The organism is Brevundimonas sp. TWP2-1 (assembly GCF_049897645.1).
Lineage (GTDB): Bacteria > Pseudomonadota > Alphaproteobacteria > Caulobacterales > Caulobacteraceae > Brevundimonas.
This window is the reverse complement of record NZ_JAFCWR010000002.1, coordinates 1-14,721: the sequence shown is the minus strand read 5'-3', so window position 1 is coordinate 14,721 and position 14,721 is coordinate 1. Positions and strand designations below refer to the sequence as shown.

Here is a 14,721-nt window from a genome sequence, read left to right as displayed (position 1 = left end):
TCAGGCCAGCGTCTGCGGCGCGAAGGCGCCGACCATCAGCGACGGATCCAGATTGCGGTCGCGCCATTTCATGCGCCAGCACAGGTGCGGGCCGGTGGCGCGGCCTGTCATGCCGACGCGGCCCAGCGGATCGCCGCGCCGCACGCGCTGGCCCTGCTGCACATCCAGCCGCGACTGGTGCAGATAGCAGGAGATCAGGCCCTGACCGTGGTCGATCAGGGTCAGGCCGCCCTCGAAATGCATGTCGGGTCGCACGAAGGCGATGCGGCCGTCGGCGGGGGCGCGGATCACGCTGCCCTGGGGGGCGGCGAGATCGATGCCGTAGTGGGGGCGGGCGGGCGTGCCGTTCAGGATGCGCTGGGCGCCCCAGGCGCTGGAGACGCGATAGCTCTCCAGCGGCCATATGAAGCCGTCCTTGAAATCGTCGTCGTCGATGCGGCTGGCGAAGCCCTCGGTCTTGAGGGCGATCTCCTGCTGGATGCGGGCCAGCAGGGCGGGATCGCTGGGCTCGACGGTGGAGGGCGGCAGACCGTTCACGGTGGTCGAGGGGAAGGCGTAGGGGGCGATGTCGAGGGTGCGTCGGGCCGAGCGGCCATCCGCGCGGGCTTCGATCTGGACGCTGGCGGCGGCGTCGCGATCGAAGCCGATCACGAAGAGGCCGGCGGCCGAGGCGGTGGTCAGGGCCTCGCCATCGACGAAGATCAGAGCGCGCGGCGTGGTGCGACCGAAGGCGTAGCCGCCCTGACGCCAGGCCCCGTTCAGGGAAAGCGGAAGAGAGCTTCGATCTTGGGCCGCCAGCGGCGCGGCGATCAGGCTGGCGCCCGCGCCGATCAGCAGGGCGCGGCGCGACGGGATCATGTCGAGGCTTGCTGTGCCGCGATGAATTCGGCCGGTCCGAAATAGGGCTGTTGTCGCGTCGGGCTCCAGTAGCGGAGGATTTCCAGCGGGATCGGCTTGTCCGTCACGGCGCAGCGCACGAAGCGGCCGGGCTTCAGCACCGCGAACTCGCCGTCGCCATAGTGAAGAACGGCCTGGTCTGCTGCGGTCATGTCCATGATCGGACGATAGCGGGCGGCGGGCGGTGCGAAAAGGGGTTCAGGTCGTGGCGACCGCATCCGTGATCGGGCCGTCCGCGGCGGCGGGGCGGATCGCGCCGGGCGGGGGCGGCTTGGGCCTGCCGCCCATCCGGTCGGCGAACAGGAAGACGAACGGGTTCAACGAGATCGACAGCAGGGCTGCGGCCAGGATCAGGTCGTGGGTCTCGCGGCTCATGGCGCCCAGGGACACGCCGAGCGCGGCCAGGATGAAGGAGAACTCGCCGATCTGGGCCAGCGACGCCGCGACGGTGAAGCCGGTCGGGCGATCCAGCTTGAAGGTCTTGGTGATGACCAGGGCGGCGACCGACTTGCCGACGATGATGATGCCCAGCACGCCCAGGACCGCCCAGGGCTGGCGCACCACGATCATCGGGTCGAACAGCATGCCGACGGAGACGAAGAACAGGACGGCGAAGGCGTCGCGCAGCGGCAGCGACCGCTCGGCCGCATTGTGACCCAGGGGCGAGGCGTTCATGACCAGACCGGCCAGGAAGGCGCCGAGCGCAAACGAGTGGAACAGGAAATAGGCCAGCCAGGCGATGCCCAGGGCGATGGCCAGAACGCCCAGGGTGAAGAGCTCGCGCGACTTGGTGTGGGCGATGCGGATCAAGAGCCACGGAATGACCTTGCCGCCGACGACCAGCATGCCGACGACGAACAGGATGACCTTCAGCAGGGTCCAGCCGACGTTCAGGCCCAGGGTGCCCAGGTCGGTCTGGGTTCCGGCGGGGATGACCACCATGGGCAGCATGACCAGGGCGATGACGATGACCAGATCCTCGACGATCAGCCAGCCGACGGCGATGCGGCCGATCTCGCCCTTGACCTGTTTGCGCTCCTCCAGCGCCCGCAGCAGGACGACGGTGGAGGCGACCGACAGGGCGAAGCCCATTAGCAGGGCCTCGACGTCGCCCTGTCCCAGGACGAACCGGCCAAGACCCCAGCCCAGCACGGTGGCGACGCTGATCTGGACCAGGGCGCCGGGAATGGCGACCTTGCGGACCTGCATCAGGTCCTTGGGCGAAAAGTGCAGGCCGACCCCGAACATCAGCAGGATGACGCCGATCTCGGCCAGTTGGGGCGCCAGTTCGGTGTCGGCGACGAAGCCGCCCGTATAGGGACCGACGATGACTCCGGCGACCAGATAGCCGACCAGGGGCGACAGTTTCAGCCGATGCGCCAGCATGCCGAACACGAAGGCGAGGACGAAGCCGCCGACCAGGGTGAGGATCAGGCTGTCGGCATGCGGCATCAGGGCTCCTGTCGCGAGCGAAGGTGTGATTTTGGCTAGGCTTTGCAGTTGGGGCGCGAGGTTAGGTTTGACAAGATGACGCAGTGTCGCGCGAGGCGGGAAAACGGCTTCGTCTTCGCGCTTTCGCTGCGAAGGTATTGGAGGGCTGGGCGGAGCGCCGGGCCTTCGCCCGGAGTGTGAATTTGTAAGTACCGTTTCGACGAAGGGTATGACGCTCCGCGCGGGTGGTTGGCCTGCAAGCTCGGGGCGTCGAGCGGTGGCGGTCTTATCGCCTAACCCCATAAGCCTGCGACGGGTCGGCAGCCCCTGCGAGGACTGTCCCGAGTGCGATCGAGTATCCCCCTCGACCCTCCGACACCGCTCCATGAGTCGATGTCGGCGCGGGCCGTTCCAGACCCGCTCCCGCTCCATCCGCTCCCGCCGCCGCAAGGTCGCAGGCCAAGCGAGCCCTCCATGCGACGAGACGGGTTTAGAATACGCGCGTTTCGGAGGGGGGATGGGAGAACGGGGACATAAATCGGCAAGCGATTGGATTCGTTCAGGATGGACCAGCGTCATTATGATGGTTGGAGCGCAATTCACGCCCCTCAAAACCCGTCATCCTCGGCCTTGTGCCGAGGACCCACCCTTCGGCCGCATGGTCACCAGGCGGGGCGCATGAACCGCTGTGCGCCTTCTTCCACGTTCGAGTTCGCCTTACCGTGGGTTCTCGGCACAAGGCCGAGGATGACGGACTTATAAAATAGGCGAGACGCCTGCGGTTCTTCGACAACCGTCCGCCACGCGTCCTTCTCCCCTTGGGGGAGAAGGTGGGGCCGGAGGCCTCGGATGAGGGTTTCTGTCCGCCTCGAAACGGTGAGGGTGAGACTGCGGAAACAGCCCCCTCATCCGTCTCGCTCCGCGAGCCACCTTCTCCCCCGAGGGGAGAAGGGTTCGTCAGCCGTGCGTCTGGTCCCAATACCGAACCGCATCAGCGTCGCGGGCCGAGAGGTCGGGGTAGGCGGGGTCGGAGCCGACGTCGGGGACGCGGCGCCAGGAGCGGGCGCACTTGGGGTGGTCGGCGGTGGCGACGGTGACGGAGATGGTCTCGCCTTCGACAAGGTCGGCGCCCGAAGTGCGGAAGATTTCGGCGGCGTCGAGCCCTTCGAACGGGGCGAAGGCCGAGGCCGGGGTGGTGACCGTAGGCCAGGCGTCCAGGGCGCCGCCGATCAGCTTCTCGCGACGGGCGGCTTCCAGAGATTCATTGACCACTTCGAGGACGGTGTTGATCGCGGCCCAGCGTTCGGCCTCTGCCGGATTCTTCCACTCCGCCGGTGTCTCCGGAATCACCCGCGCACAGTTGGTCCCTGCCTCCGGGAAGCGCGTCGTCCAGGCTTCTTCCATCGTGAACGGCGTCAGGGGCGACAGCCAGGCGGTCAGGCGCATGAAGACCTCGTCCATCACCGTGCGGGCGGCGCGACGGCGCAGGCTGTCGGGGCGGTCGCAGTAGAGGGCGTCCTTGCGGATGTCGAAATACAGGGCCGACAGGTCGTTGGAGCAGAACTCCAGCACCGGGCGCACCACGTCCTGGAAGCGGTATTCGGCATAGGCCTGGCGCACATGGGCGTCGAGTTCATGCAGGCGATGCAGGATGAATGTCTCCAGCGGCGGCATCTGATCCAGCGGCAGCCGCTCGGCCTCGTCGAAGTCTGACAGGGCGCCGAGCAGATAGCGGACGGTGTTCCTCAGCTTGCGATAGGCGTCGACCGTGGTCTGCAGGATCTGTTTGCCGATCCGCTGGTCCTCGGAATAGTCGACCAGCGACACCCACAGACGCAGGATGTCGGCGCCGCTCTCCTTGATGATGGTCAGGGGGTCGGTCGTATTGCCTTTGGACTTGGACATCTTCTCACCCTTCTCGTCGAGGGTGAAGCCGTGGGTCAGGACCGCCTTGAACGGGGCGCGGCCACGGGTGCCGCAGCCCTCCAGCAGGGACGACTGGAACCAGCCGCGGTGTTGGTCCGAACCTTCCAAATAGAGGTCGGCGGGCCAGTGGGCCGGGCGATCGCCCTTATAGCCATGCTCGGGCAGGCGCGGGTCCAGGGTGAAGGCGTGGGTCGAACCGGAATCGAACCAGACGTCCAGGATGTCCTCGACCTTTTCATACCGGGCCGGGTCATGCGCGCCCAGGAAGTCGCTGTCCGGGGCGGTGAACCAGATGTCGGCGCCGTGTTCGGCGACGGCCGAAACGATCCGGGCGTCGACCTCGGCGTCATGCAGGGGCTGGCCGGTCTGTTTGTCGATGAACATGGCCAGGGGGGTGCCCCAGGCGCGCTGGCGGCTGACCAGCCAGTCGGGACGGCCCTCGACCATCGACCGGATGCGGTTGCGGCCGGCGGCGGGGTGGAAGGCGGTGTCGTCGATGGCTTTCAGCGCCGTCTCGCGCAGGCTGTCGCCCGAGGCCAGGGACTCGTCCATGCGGATGAACCACTGGGGCGTATTGCGGAAGATGATCGGCGCCTTGGACCGCCAGGAGTGCGGATAGGAGTGTTCCAGCCGGCCGCGCGCCAGCAGGTTTCCGGCCTCGATCAGCTTCTCCATCACCGCGCCGTTGGCGGGACCGAACTTGCCGGTCTTCTTGCCCTCGGTCTCCAGCACTTTCAGGCCGGCGAACAGGGGAACGGAGGGGTAATAGGCACCGTCCGGATCGACCGTGTCCGGCACCTCGTGATGACCGTGAGCCTTCCACACCTCGAAGTCGTCGGCGCCGTGGCCCGGCGCGGTGTGGACGAAGCCCGTGCCCGCGTCGTCGGTGACATGGTCGCCGGCCAGCAAAGGCACCGAGAAGCCATAGCCGCTGTCCAGCGCGGCCAGGGGGTGGGCGCATTCCAGGCCCGACGGATTGATGTCGTAGATGCGGGTCCAGGCGGCGATCTTGGCGGCCTTGAACACGTCTTCCGCCAGCTTGTCGGCGACGATTAGTCGGTCGCCCGGCTTGGCCCAGGGCGCGAACTCCAGACCCTCTTCCATCGCCGTGACCTCATACAGGCCATAGGCGATCTCGGGGCCGTAGCTGATGGCCCGGTTGGCCGGGATGGTCCAGGGCGTCGTCGTCCAGATGACGATGGACGGGGTGCTGGTGCGGAAGGCCAGCAGGTCGTCGGGATGGTCGTCCGACGCGCCGGTGACCGGGAACTTGACCCAGATCGTGGGGGAGACGTGATCGTGGTATTCGATCTCGGCGTCGGCCAGGGCGGTGCGCTCGACCGGCGACCACATGACGGGCTTGGAGCCGCGATACAACTGGCCCGAGTTCTTGAACTTGTGGAACTCGGCGACGATGGCCGCCTCGGACGTGAAGTCCATGGTGGCGTAGCGGTTGGCGAAATCGCCGGTGATGCCCAGGCGTTTGAACTGGTCGCGTTGCAGATCGATGTATTTGCCGGCGTATTCGCGGCAGGCGGCGCGGAACTCGTCCTTGGACACTTCGTCCTTGCGGCGGCCCTTGGCGCGGAACTGTTCCTCGATCTTCCATTCGATCGGCAGGCCGTGGCAGTCCCAGCCGGGAACATAATCGACGTCATAGCCCAGCAGGAACCGGCTGCGGACCACGAAATCCTTCAGCGTTTTGTTCAACGCGTGGCCGATGTGGATGTCGCCGTTGGCGTAGGGCGGGCCGTCGTGCAGCACATAGAGGGGGGCGTTTTGCTTCTGCCGCTCGGCGCGCAGGGTTCCATAGAGGTCGCCCCACTGTTCCAGGATGACCGGCTCCTTCTGGGGCAGGCCGCCGCGCATGGGGAAGGGCGTCTCGGGCAGGAAGACGGTGTCGCGATAGTCGCGGCCGGCAGGGGTGTCTTTGGATTCGGTGGCGTCGGCCATGTGTCGTCTCGGCGTCTAGATTTGTCGTTCGCTGTTCTCTTTCGCCCTGATGGGCGGACGTCCCGGCGTGCACGGGGCCAAGCGGCCCAGAAGCGCTACGCCGGGCGGCTAATCGAAATCAGGCGAATGGAGACGCGGACGGTCATTATGCGGGCGGTCTAGCAGACGGATGCGGCATTGCGCCATCCCGAAGCGCAGGCGTCATCAACGGAAACGAAAGGCTTTTGTCGTTTTGGTGAATGCAGGATCGGCCGGCGTCTTGCCCAGTCGACACGAAATCTACGTTTGGGAGTTCCCGCCGATGCGGCTGCGGATCACGAAATGGATGCTGGGCCTGGCGGCCGGTCTCGCCGTCTCGGCGGGCGCCGGCGCGGCGCTGGCGCAATGCACATCAGGCTGCGAGCCGCCGCCTTGCACCTCGTGCGAGCCGCCGCCTCCGCCCGAGCCGCCCCCGTGCGGCGGGGGTGGAAACTGCGGTCCCGGTGGTGGCGGCGGCGGCGGCGGCGGCAACTGGAACGGCAACATCAACACCAACGTCAATGTGAACGTGAACCTTGGCGCGAGCGCCAATGCGAACGCGGGCGCCAACGCCAACGCTAACTCTGGCGCACGGTCTTACCTGAATGCGCGGGCCGGCGGGTTTTCGGGCAGCTACGGCGGGGGCGGCGGCGCGGCCTATGTCAGCGTCGATCAGCCCTATCCGACCACGATCCAGGGCCTGGCCGTCGAGGGCATGATCGCCCAGACCGTGCGCACCCCCTACACCGCCTTCCGCAGCATGATGAAACGGGTCGTCATCCAGGCAGTCTGCATCGACGCCCGCCAGGTGCCGCACCCTGCCTCGCAGGTGCGGCCGGATCGCGAGATCGCGGACGGATTCGAGGGCGAGCTTTATCGCTGCCTGTCGGGCACATGGCTGCAGGCGACCATCGCGGATTATAACGGCGACATCAGCTTCGACCACGGCACGACCCTGACCTGCCGTAAGCATGAGGCGCTGTGGTACGGCCCCGGCGGCAAGCTGGAATGCCGTCCCGAGAAGCCCGAGCGCGACTGCAACGAGCGGTCGCTGCTGCGTCGCTACGGCGCCGGGGTGAAGATCCTGACGATGTATCGCGAAGAGGAATACACCGAATACCGCGAGGAACAGGTCGAGAGCGCGACCGTGCTGACCGGGGTCATCACCTTGGACGGCGGCGTCGGCGGCCGGGTGTTCTGAACGGCGGCCTAACAGGCGCGTTCAGCCGCCGATCAGGCGGTGCGTGAGACAAGAGGACTGTCGGCTCTCCGTCGACGATCCTGACGACTGGCCCCGGTTCGCGAGAACCGGGGCCTTTTTCTTGGTCGCTTATTGAGCCGCTGCAGCCTGGGCCGTGACGGTGGCGCGCCAGGCGGCGTCGGGCTTCAGATACTGGCGGGCCAGGGTCTGAAGGTCGGCGGCGGTGACGGCTTCCAGGGTGGCGACCTGGTTGCGGGTCTGGTCCAGCGTGGCCGGGTTGGACTGGGCCTCGGCCAGCTGGGTCATCCAGTAGCCGTTGTCGGCCATGCTGCGGCGCAGGCGTTCGACGGCCGGGCGGCGGGCGCGGTTCAGCTCATCGTCGCTGACCGGGTTGTCGCGCAGGTCGGCGGCGATGGCGTCCACCGTCTCGAACAGCTTGGGCAGGGCGGCGGGCGGGGTTTCCGCCGTCACCGAGATGAAACCGTAGCCCGGATAGACGTCCGAGGCGGTCGAGCCGGCGCTGGGCGAATAGGCCAGGCCCTGCTTTTCGCGAATCTCGTCGTTCAGGCGCAGTTGCAGGACGTCCGACAGGATCGACAGCTGGCGTGCGGTCTTGCGATCGGCGATCTGGTCGGTGGTCGGCCAGCCGACGAAGCCCAGCGCCTGTTCGGCCGGACCCGTGTGATACAGCTGGACCGGCGTGGCGACGGGGGCGGCGAATTTGCGCTCGGTCGAGCCGGCGGGCGGGGTCGGTTCGGCGCCGCGCGCGGGCAGGGCGCCGAAGGTCGAGCCGACGGCGGCGATGACGGCGTCGATGTCCACATCGCCGACGACGGTGATCTCGACCGGACCCTGGGCCAGGGCCGAGCGGACGCCGTTGCGGACGTCGTCGATCTGGATCGCGGCGACCTGTTCGGCCGTCGGGGTCACCTCACGCGCATCGCCGCCGGCCAGCAGGCCCGAGGCGTCACGCTGGAACACGCCGCGCGGCGTGGCGCCCAGCTGGGCCAGGATCTGTGGGAACATGGCCTTGGTCTGTTCGAACGGCGCGGCGCGCAGGCCGGGATCGGTCAGATAGGCGGCCAGAACCTGAAGCTCCAGTTGCAGGTCGGCGGGTTTGGTCGCGCCCGAGAAGATATAGGCGTCGCCGGCCTGGTTGACCGAGGCGCTGTAGGTGCGGCCGCTGAGGACGCGGTTGATTTCGTCCAGGCTGAGCTTGCCCAGGCCGCCCGGCGTCAGGACCGTGCTGGCCATCGACAGAGGCGACAGCGTATCGGACGGCAGGCCGAGTTCGCCGATGCCGGTCCGGGCGCTGACCAGGATCTGTTCAGCGCGGAAGTCGGTCTTCTTGATGTTCAGCAGGGTGCCGTTCGGGAAGCGGACCAGGGTGGCGCCCAGGTCGGCGATCTCGGTGCGCGAGGCCGGGACGGCGGGGGCGCCGAAGTTGTCATAGGGCCATTTCAGCTCGGCCTCGACGGCGCGGGCTTGGATCGGGGTGTTGCGCGAGGCCTCCAGCGCGGCCGTGACAGCCGCTTCGCCGCCCTCGACCGGGACCGGCGAGCTGAACAGCACCAGCGGGCCCTGGCCCTCGAACACGGCCTTGGTCGCCTGATTGACCTGATCGACGGTCAGGCCCTCGACGGCCTTGTCGAAGATGTCGAGATTGGTCTGGGGCGCGCTGAACACCTGATCGTCGTTGACGGCGCCGAGCAGGCCGGTGGCCAGGGCGGGCGTCGAACGGGTCGCCGCCGAGGCTGCGGCGTTCTGAAGGGCGGTGCGGGTGTTGACGATCTCGCGCTGAAGCTCGGCGTCGGTCACGCCGTATTCGGCTAGGCGACGGCTTTCCTGTTCGACGGTCTCAAGCGCGCGCTGCCAGCCGCCGGGATTGAAGGCGACCGACAGGGTGCCGGCGTCCAGGCTGTCGAACAGCGACTGATAGCCGGCGCCGGCGCCGATGAAGGGTGGGTTGTCGGCGCGGGCAATCTCGCCCAGGCGACGGTTCAGCACGGCCAGACCCAGGCCGCGACGGATGTCGGCGGCGCGTTCGGCGACCGTGTCGGGGTCCAGGTCGGGGTTCTTGATCCAGTTCAGTTGGATCGAGGACTGGATGCCCGGTTCGACCAGGATGCTGGTCTGGGGTTCACGCGCGGCGACAGTTCCGAGATCGGGTTCCGGGCCATCGGCGGCGGTGGGTTTCCAGTCGGCGAAGGCCGCGCGGACTTTGGCCTCCATGGCGTCCACGTCGAAGTCGCCCACGGCGATGAAGGTGGCGCGCGAGGGGCGATAATAGGCGTCGTAGAAGTCGACGAATCGTTGGCGCGGGGCGTTGCGGATGATGTCGAGGTCGCCGATCGGCAGGCGTTCGGACAGGCGCTGGCCGGGCGCCAGCAGACCCAGCTGGGTCTTCAGCACGCGTAGCTGCGGCGTGTCACGGGTGCGTTCCTCGCCGACGATGACGCCGCGCTCGGCGTCGATGGCGTCCGGCGCCATCAGGGCCGCCGACATCATCTCGCGCAGGATGTGCAGGCTGGGATCGACCGTCTCGTCCTTGGTGTTCGGCAGCTCCAGCATATAGGCGGTCTGATCGAAGCTGGTGAAGGCGTTGGTGTCGGCGCCGAAGGCCAGGCCCAGGCGCTCCAGGATGCGCAGCATCTCGTTTTCCGGCACCTCCTTGGTGCCGTTGAAGGCCATGTGCTCCATGAAGTGGGCCAGACCCTTCTGGTCGTCGCGCTCCATCAACGAACCGGCGTCGATGCGCAGGCGGAACGACGCCTGGCCCGGAGGCGTCGCATTGTGCAGCAGGGCGTAGCGCATGCCGTTGGGCAGCAGGCCGTAACGGACGGCGGGATCGGCGGGAATGTCGCTGGCGGCCTGGGCCCAGGGGGCGGACGGCGCGACCTGGCCGGCTGCTGCGGCGGTGGGCGCTGCGGTCTGGGCGAGAGCAGGGGCGGTTAAGGCCCCGGTGGTAAGGGCCAGTCCCGAGACGGCGACGAGCAGCAGATGACGCGCAGAACGCATGGTATCACTCCGAAACCGCAACCCCCGATGGCGCGATCCCGGATGTGTAAAGTGAGCTTGCCTTCCCGGCAAGCTGGACCGACGAACCTTACCGACTTGTCATGTTTGGGTCAGCCCCCCGGGCGGCTGATGTAGAAGCTGGCGGTGTTGCCGACGGCGTTGGCGCCGACGACGGCAGTGCGGCCGGAGGCGACCGTGGCGCTGGTCGTGGCGGTGACATTGCCGCTGTTGGTCTGGTTGTTGGTGATGTTGACGTCGCCGCCGCACTGGGAACAGGCGTAGCCCGTCACCGCATTGCCGACCGCGTCGGCCCCGACATAGGCGTCATAGCCGTTGACGCCGACATAGGCAGCGTTGGCCTCGACCCCGCCGGAGTTCAGTTGGGTGTTGTCCAGCTTCAGATAGATGTCGTTGTTGCCGGCGACGGTCTCGTTGGCGACGCTGCGGGCGCGCAGCACCGTCTGGCCCTGAAGATTGGTCTGGACGCGGGCGTCGGCGCGAACGCGGCCGGCGTTGGTCTGGTCCGTCGCGATCAGCATGGAGCCGCCGGCGTTGGCCGTGATGGCCTGGTTGGCGCCGGCGTTAGCGCCGACCGTCAGGTCCCAGGCGTTGTCGACATAGACGTCGGTGCGGGCCTCGGTCGTCGAAGGGCCGTTGGACTGGCGGATGGCCAGGTCCTGGTGCGAGGCGCCGGTCGTGTTGGTCTGGACCGCATTGGCGACGGCCTGGGACGAGAAGTTGGCGGGCGCGGGGATGTACTGAACGTCGGCGACGGTCTCGGCGAAGACGGTGGTCTGGGCCGTCTGGTCGATCACGCCCGTCAGGGAGGAGGAGGGACCGCCCATGGCGACGGTGTTGGCGACGGCCGTGCTGGTCGCGAAGCCGCCCTGCAACACGCGCCCGCCCGGCGCCTGGACATAGGTTCCGGCCTGGACGCGGTCGCCGGTCGCGGACTGGGTCGCATCGACGGCGAAGGTCGCGCCGTTGGTGGTGACGCCCAGATAGTTGCCGCGCGCGGTGGTTTCGACGCTGAGCTGACCGTCGGCCTCGCCGTTAACGACGACGTTGCTGGTCGCCACGGCGGAGCCGGTCATCGTCTGGCGCGAGACCAGACCGGCGGAGGCGGCCGTCACCCCGCCCGCGAGCGAATTGCCCTGGGCGCTGGTGCTGACGGTCACCTGATCGACGGACAGGTCGATGTCCACCAGGCCGGTGACGTCGCCGGACTGGGTCTGGGTGCTGGAACAGGCTTCGCCGGCTTGCGGATCGCAGGCCGGCGTCTGTTGCGCGCTCGCTTCAGTGGCGAGTGCGGCGAACGTCGCCGTCGCGGCCATCATGCCAGCGAGACGGATCGGCGCGTGTCTGGCCATTGTTGGTGTCCTGAGTGGGGTAGGCCGGATAATAGCCGCCGGTCGGACCGACGGTGGAATCGCCGAGCGGATCGTTGGCGGGGTTGAGGCAGATTTCGGGGCCGGGCGCGCCATAGAGGTTGGCCATGAACTCGACCGTGGCCCGTTCGACCAGGGCGCGGACGGCCAGCTGCGTCGGTTCCATCCCGCCCGTGCCGGCCGAGATGTCGAAGACGTTGCCGTTCAGGAAGTCGAACACGCCGGCCGAAATCTCGCGGCCGATGATCTGCTTCTGATAGGAGACGACATCGACGACTTCGAGCGTGGTCGTCTGGACGAGGCGCAGGTCCATGGCGATGTTCATCACATAGACGCGGTGGTTGACGATGCCCGAACCCGGGCGGTTGCTGTCGACCTCGCCGCCGGCGATGTCGAAGCCGCCGGAGCGGATGTTGTAGTTCACCTCGGTGATGCCGCCGACGACATAGAAGTCCGAGCCGGGCACCTGGCCGGCCAGGATGCGGCGATACTGGGTGTCCTCGGGGCCTTGGGCTTCGGGAGCCTGGTCGCCGATCAGCTTGTTGTTGGCGTAGCGCAGCTCAAGCTCGGACACCGAGGTGTCGTAGCGTTCGACGATGCGGGCGCCGGCCTTGGCCAGGGCCGAGTTGGCCATCAGAGAGGCGCCGCCGGTGATCTGACGGCCGCCGTCCGAAGAGACCGTGCCGGTGTAGTCGCTGATCCGGCCCACGGCCATGCGCGGCGAGGGCAGGTTATAGCGACGGGCGTAGTCGGCCAGGCAATAGAGCGCGGCGGAATAGGGGGTGGGGTTGGCCGTCACCGGCGCATTGCCGATCGGCGTCGCATACTGACCCGACGGACCCGCGACCGGGCTGACGCAGCCGGCGAGGAGAAGGGCGACGGCCGACACGGCGGCGGACCCCTTGATGAGATGACGGCGGCTCATGGCAGGTCGATGTTCCCGTTCAGGGCCGTGCCGGCGTTGATGGCGCCGGTGTTGGTCTGGGTCGAGTTGACGATGACGGTGTTGCGGCTGCCCTGGACCACCACGTTCAGCTGATTGCCGATGGCGGTGGAGCCGCCGATGGTCGTGCCGCCGTTGCTGGACGAGCCCGCGCCAGCATAGGCCGAGGCGACGCCGCCAGACTGGCTGGAATAGGAGGAGGCGCCTGACTGGATGATGCCGTTGACGATCAGGCGATTGCCCTTGGCGTCGCGGGTATAGCCTGTGGTCGCCGTGCTGGCGGCCGAACGCGCGCCGCCGTAACCCTGCTGGAAGCGCGACGCGCTGCCGGATCCGGTGGACTGGGCCGCAGCCGGCAGGCTCGCCGCAGCGGCGAGAGCCATGACGGCGGTGGATAGAAACAGCCTCTTGGCGGGCATTACAGGGTTCCTCGCGCGCAAACGAACGGCGGATCCCAGGGGAGATCCGCACCCCAACCTGCATTAAGGTTATTAAGAAGCGCTTGATGTGATGAGGGTCACTGAGCATTTGTGCGCGATGTCAGACGCACCCGGTCGATTCGACCCGCAGAACAGCCAGCCCGTCAGAGAACCCGCGTTCAACGTGCCGCTGGTCGTGCTGCTGATCGTACTGTCGATGCCGACGCTGTTCTTCTTCCAGCGCGATCTGCCCGACAGGGGCATGAGCATGGCCTTCGCGCCGATCGATCTGGAGCAGGGACGCTGGGGCGGATTGCTGACGGCCATGCTGCTTCACGGCGGCTGGGCCCATGCCATCATGAATGCGGTCGCGGCGCTGGCGTTCGGAACGCCGGTGGCGCGGCTGTTCGGGGACAAGATCGGGCCGACGGTCTTTCTGCTCTTCTATGTGGCGTGCGGCGTGCTGGCCGCGCTGGGCTATGGGCTGATCCACTGGGGCTCGACCGAGCCAATGGTGGGAGCATCGGGCGCGGTGTTCGGCCTGATCGGGGCGGCGACGCGGCTGCTTGGAGGGCAGGGCAGGGTGCTGCCCATGACCGACCGTCGCGTGGTGACAGCAGCTCTCGCCTGGATGGCGATCAATGCGGTGACCGGCTTGATTGGCTATGCGCCGGGCGTCGAGGGCGCGAGCATCGCTTGGGAGGCCCATGCCATCGGTTTCGTCGTCGGCTTCCTGGCGATCGGGCCGCTGGGTCGGCTGTTCGGCAAGGGCGTCGCGTCGAAATCCATCGGCGGCGTTTGATTCCTGGCGTGTGCTGAGCAATCATCGGTTCCCGAGCGGCCCTGTCGCCATTCCGGCCCTGCGGTCGTCTCTTCTATAGAGAGAAGGAGCCGCGATGTTCGTCGCCGAAATCCTCAAGACCAAGGGAAACGCCGTCTTCTCCATCACGCCCGACCTGACGGTGACGCAGGCCTGCGCGGAGCTGGAGCAGAAACGGGTTGGAGCGCTGGTCATCTGTGACGGCGACCATGTCGTCGGCGTCTTCTCCGAACGGGACGTGGTCAAGGCCCTGGCCGCCGATGGCGCCAAGGCTCTGGATCGCCCGGTCGCCGACTACATGACCGCCAAGGTGATCTTCGCCGAACCCGGCGAGGAGATGTCGGCCCTGATGACCCGCATGACCGATAGGCGTATCCGACATCTGCCGGTTATGCAGGCCCAGCGGCTGGTCGGCGTCATCTCCATCGGCGACGTGGTGAAATGTCAGATCGCCGAGCACGCTGAGGAGGCGGCGAGCTTGCGCACTTACATAGCGGGCTGATGCTGCTGGTCATGATCATCGACCGTGACTCTTTGAGAAAGTTTCGCGGTCTTGTCAGAATCCGCTTGCTGACAAAACGGGTGGTCCGTATAGAGCCGCCTCGCTCGGAAACGGGCTGGCCGACGGGGCTGCGGGGGTCTTGATCCTCACGGTTTCACGGAAGACAGAAGCGAAAAACTTCTTGCTTTCATCGGTTGGTTTCACT

Annotated in this window: 11 protein-coding genes; 3 read left to right on the top strand and 8 right to left on the bottom strand. The window is 67.3% G+C overall.

Annotated features, from left to right (window positions below):
* From ACP7BH_RS10245 to ileS, 4 genes are all read right to left on the bottom strand, one after another.
* Positions 1 to 858, bottom strand: coding sequence for a M23 family metallopeptidase (locus ACP7BH_RS10245; RefSeq protein ID WP_425984867.1), 858 nt, complete (start codon positions 856 to 858; stop codon positions 1 to 3).
* Complete coding sequence (locus tag ACP7BH_RS10240) at positions 855 to 1,055, bottom strand: DUF2093 domain-containing protein (protein ID WP_409714099.1); 201 nt, start codon at positions 1,053 to 1,055, stop codon at positions 855 to 857. Before ACP7BH_RS10240 ends, ACP7BH_RS10245 begins: the two co-directional genes overlap by 4 nt.
* Before the next feature lie 40 nt (positions 1,056 to 1,095).
* The gene (locus tag ACP7BH_RS10235; protein WP_425984865.1) at positions 1,096 to 2,349 is read right to left on the bottom strand and encodes a cation:proton antiporter; all 1,254 of its coding nucleotides are present in this window, start codon (positions 2,347 to 2,349) and stop codon (positions 1,096 to 1,098) included.
* Between the two features lie 936 nt (positions 2,350 to 3,285).
* Entirely contained in the window at positions 3,286 to 6,207 is a 2,922-nt protein-coding gene (ileS, locus tag ACP7BH_RS10230) for an isoleucine--tRNA ligase (protein ID WP_425984863.1), read from the bottom strand.
* A 301-nt stretch (positions 6,208 to 6,508) separates the two neighbouring features.
* Between ileS and ACP7BH_RS10225 the strand changes: the two genes are divergently transcribed.
* On the top strand, positions 6,509 to 7,426 hold the full coding sequence (locus ACP7BH_RS10225; protein WP_425984862.1) for a hypothetical protein: 918 nt from the start codon (positions 6,509 to 6,511) through the stop codon (positions 7,424 to 7,426).
* Between the two features lie 129 nt (positions 7,427 to 7,555).
* Here the strand turns inward: ACP7BH_RS10225 and ACP7BH_RS10220 are convergent, their stop codons facing one another.
* From ACP7BH_RS10220 to hfaA, 4 genes are all read right to left on the bottom strand, one after another.
* Positions 7,556 to 10,444 carry a M16 family metallopeptidase gene (locus ACP7BH_RS10220; RefSeq protein WP_425984860.1) on the bottom strand — a complete coding sequence of 963 codons (2,889 nt, stop codon included), beginning with the start codon at positions 10,442 to 10,444 and terminating at the stop codon, positions 7,556 to 7,558.
* Positions 10,445 to 10,554: 110 nt separating this feature from the next.
* Positions 10,555 to 11,814 carry a holdfast anchor protein HfaD gene (gene hfaD, locus ACP7BH_RS10215; RefSeq protein WP_425984857.1) on the bottom strand — a complete coding sequence of 420 codons (1,260 nt, stop codon included), beginning with the start codon at positions 11,812 to 11,814 and terminating at the stop codon, positions 10,555 to 10,557.
* Entirely contained in the window at positions 11,741 to 12,757 is a 1,017-nt protein-coding gene (hfaB, locus tag ACP7BH_RS10210) for a holdfast anchoring protein HfaB (RefSeq protein WP_425984855.1), read from the bottom strand. Before hfaB ends, hfaD begins: the two co-directional genes overlap by 74 nt.
* On the bottom strand, positions 12,754 to 13,194 hold the full coding sequence (gene hfaA / locus ACP7BH_RS10205) for a holdfast anchoring protein HfaA (RefSeq protein WP_425984852.1): 441 nt from the start codon (positions 13,192 to 13,194) through the stop codon (positions 12,754 to 12,756). Before hfaA ends, hfaB begins: the two co-directional genes overlap by 4 nt.
* 118 nt (positions 13,195 to 13,312) lie before the next feature.
* Here hfaA and ACP7BH_RS10200 point away from each other — a divergent pair, with 118 nt between their 5' ends.
* Both ACP7BH_RS10200 and ACP7BH_RS10195 read left to right on the top strand, forming a co-directional pair.
* Entirely contained in the window at positions 13,313 to 13,996 is a 684-nt protein-coding gene (locus tag ACP7BH_RS10200; RefSeq protein WP_425984850.1) for a rhomboid family intramembrane serine protease, read from the top strand.
* Between the two features lie 94 nt (positions 13,997 to 14,090).
* Positions 14,091 to 14,516: a CBS domain-containing protein gene (locus ACP7BH_RS10195; protein ID WP_425984847.1), complete on the top strand. Its 426-nt coding sequence runs from the start codon at positions 14,091 to 14,093 to the stop codon at positions 14,514 to 14,516.
* The last annotated feature ends 205 nt before the right edge of the window (positions 14,517 to 14,721 follow it).

Coding starts and splice junctions, on each gene's coding strand:
- hfaD (WP_425984857.1), bottom strand. CDS start 11,814: ATGGCCAGACACGCGCCGATCCGTCTCGCTGGCATGATGGCCGCGACG.
- ACP7BH_RS10245 (WP_425984867.1), bottom strand. CDS start 858: ATGATCCCGTCGCGCCGCGCCCTGCTGATCGGCGCGGGCGCCAGCCTG.
- ACP7BH_RS10235 (WP_425984865.1), bottom strand. CDS start 2,349: ATGCCGCATGCCGACAGCCTGATCCTCACCCTGGTCGGCGGCTTCGTC.
- ACP7BH_RS10225 (WP_425984862.1), top strand. CDS start 6,509: ATGCGGCTGCGGATCACGAAATGGATGCTGGGCCTGGCGGCCGGTCTC.
- ACP7BH_RS10220 (WP_425984860.1), bottom strand. CDS start 10,444: ATGCGTTCTGCGCGTCATCTGCTGCTCGTCGCCGTCTCGGGACTGGCC.
- ACP7BH_RS10240 (WP_409714099.1), bottom strand. CDS start 1,055: ATGGACATGACCGCAGCAGACCAGGCCGTTCTTCACTATGGCGACGGC.
- ileS (WP_425984863.1), bottom strand. CDS start 6,207: ATGGCCGACGCCACCGAATCCAAAGACACCCCTGCCGGCCGCGACTAT.
- hfaA (WP_425984852.1), bottom strand. CDS start 13,194: ATGCCCGCCAAGAGGCTGTTTCTATCCACCGCCGTCATGGCTCTCGCC.
- ACP7BH_RS10200 (WP_425984850.1), top strand. CDS start 13,313: ATGTCAGACGCACCCGGTCGATTCGACCCGCAGAACAGCCAGCCCGTC.
- hfaB (WP_425984855.1), bottom strand. CDS start 12,757: ATGAGCCGCCGTCATCTCATCAAGGGGTCCGCCGCCGTGTCGGCCGTC.
- ACP7BH_RS10195 (WP_425984847.1), top strand. CDS start 14,091: ATGTTCGTCGCCGAAATCCTCAAGACCAAGGGAAACGCCGTCTTCTCC.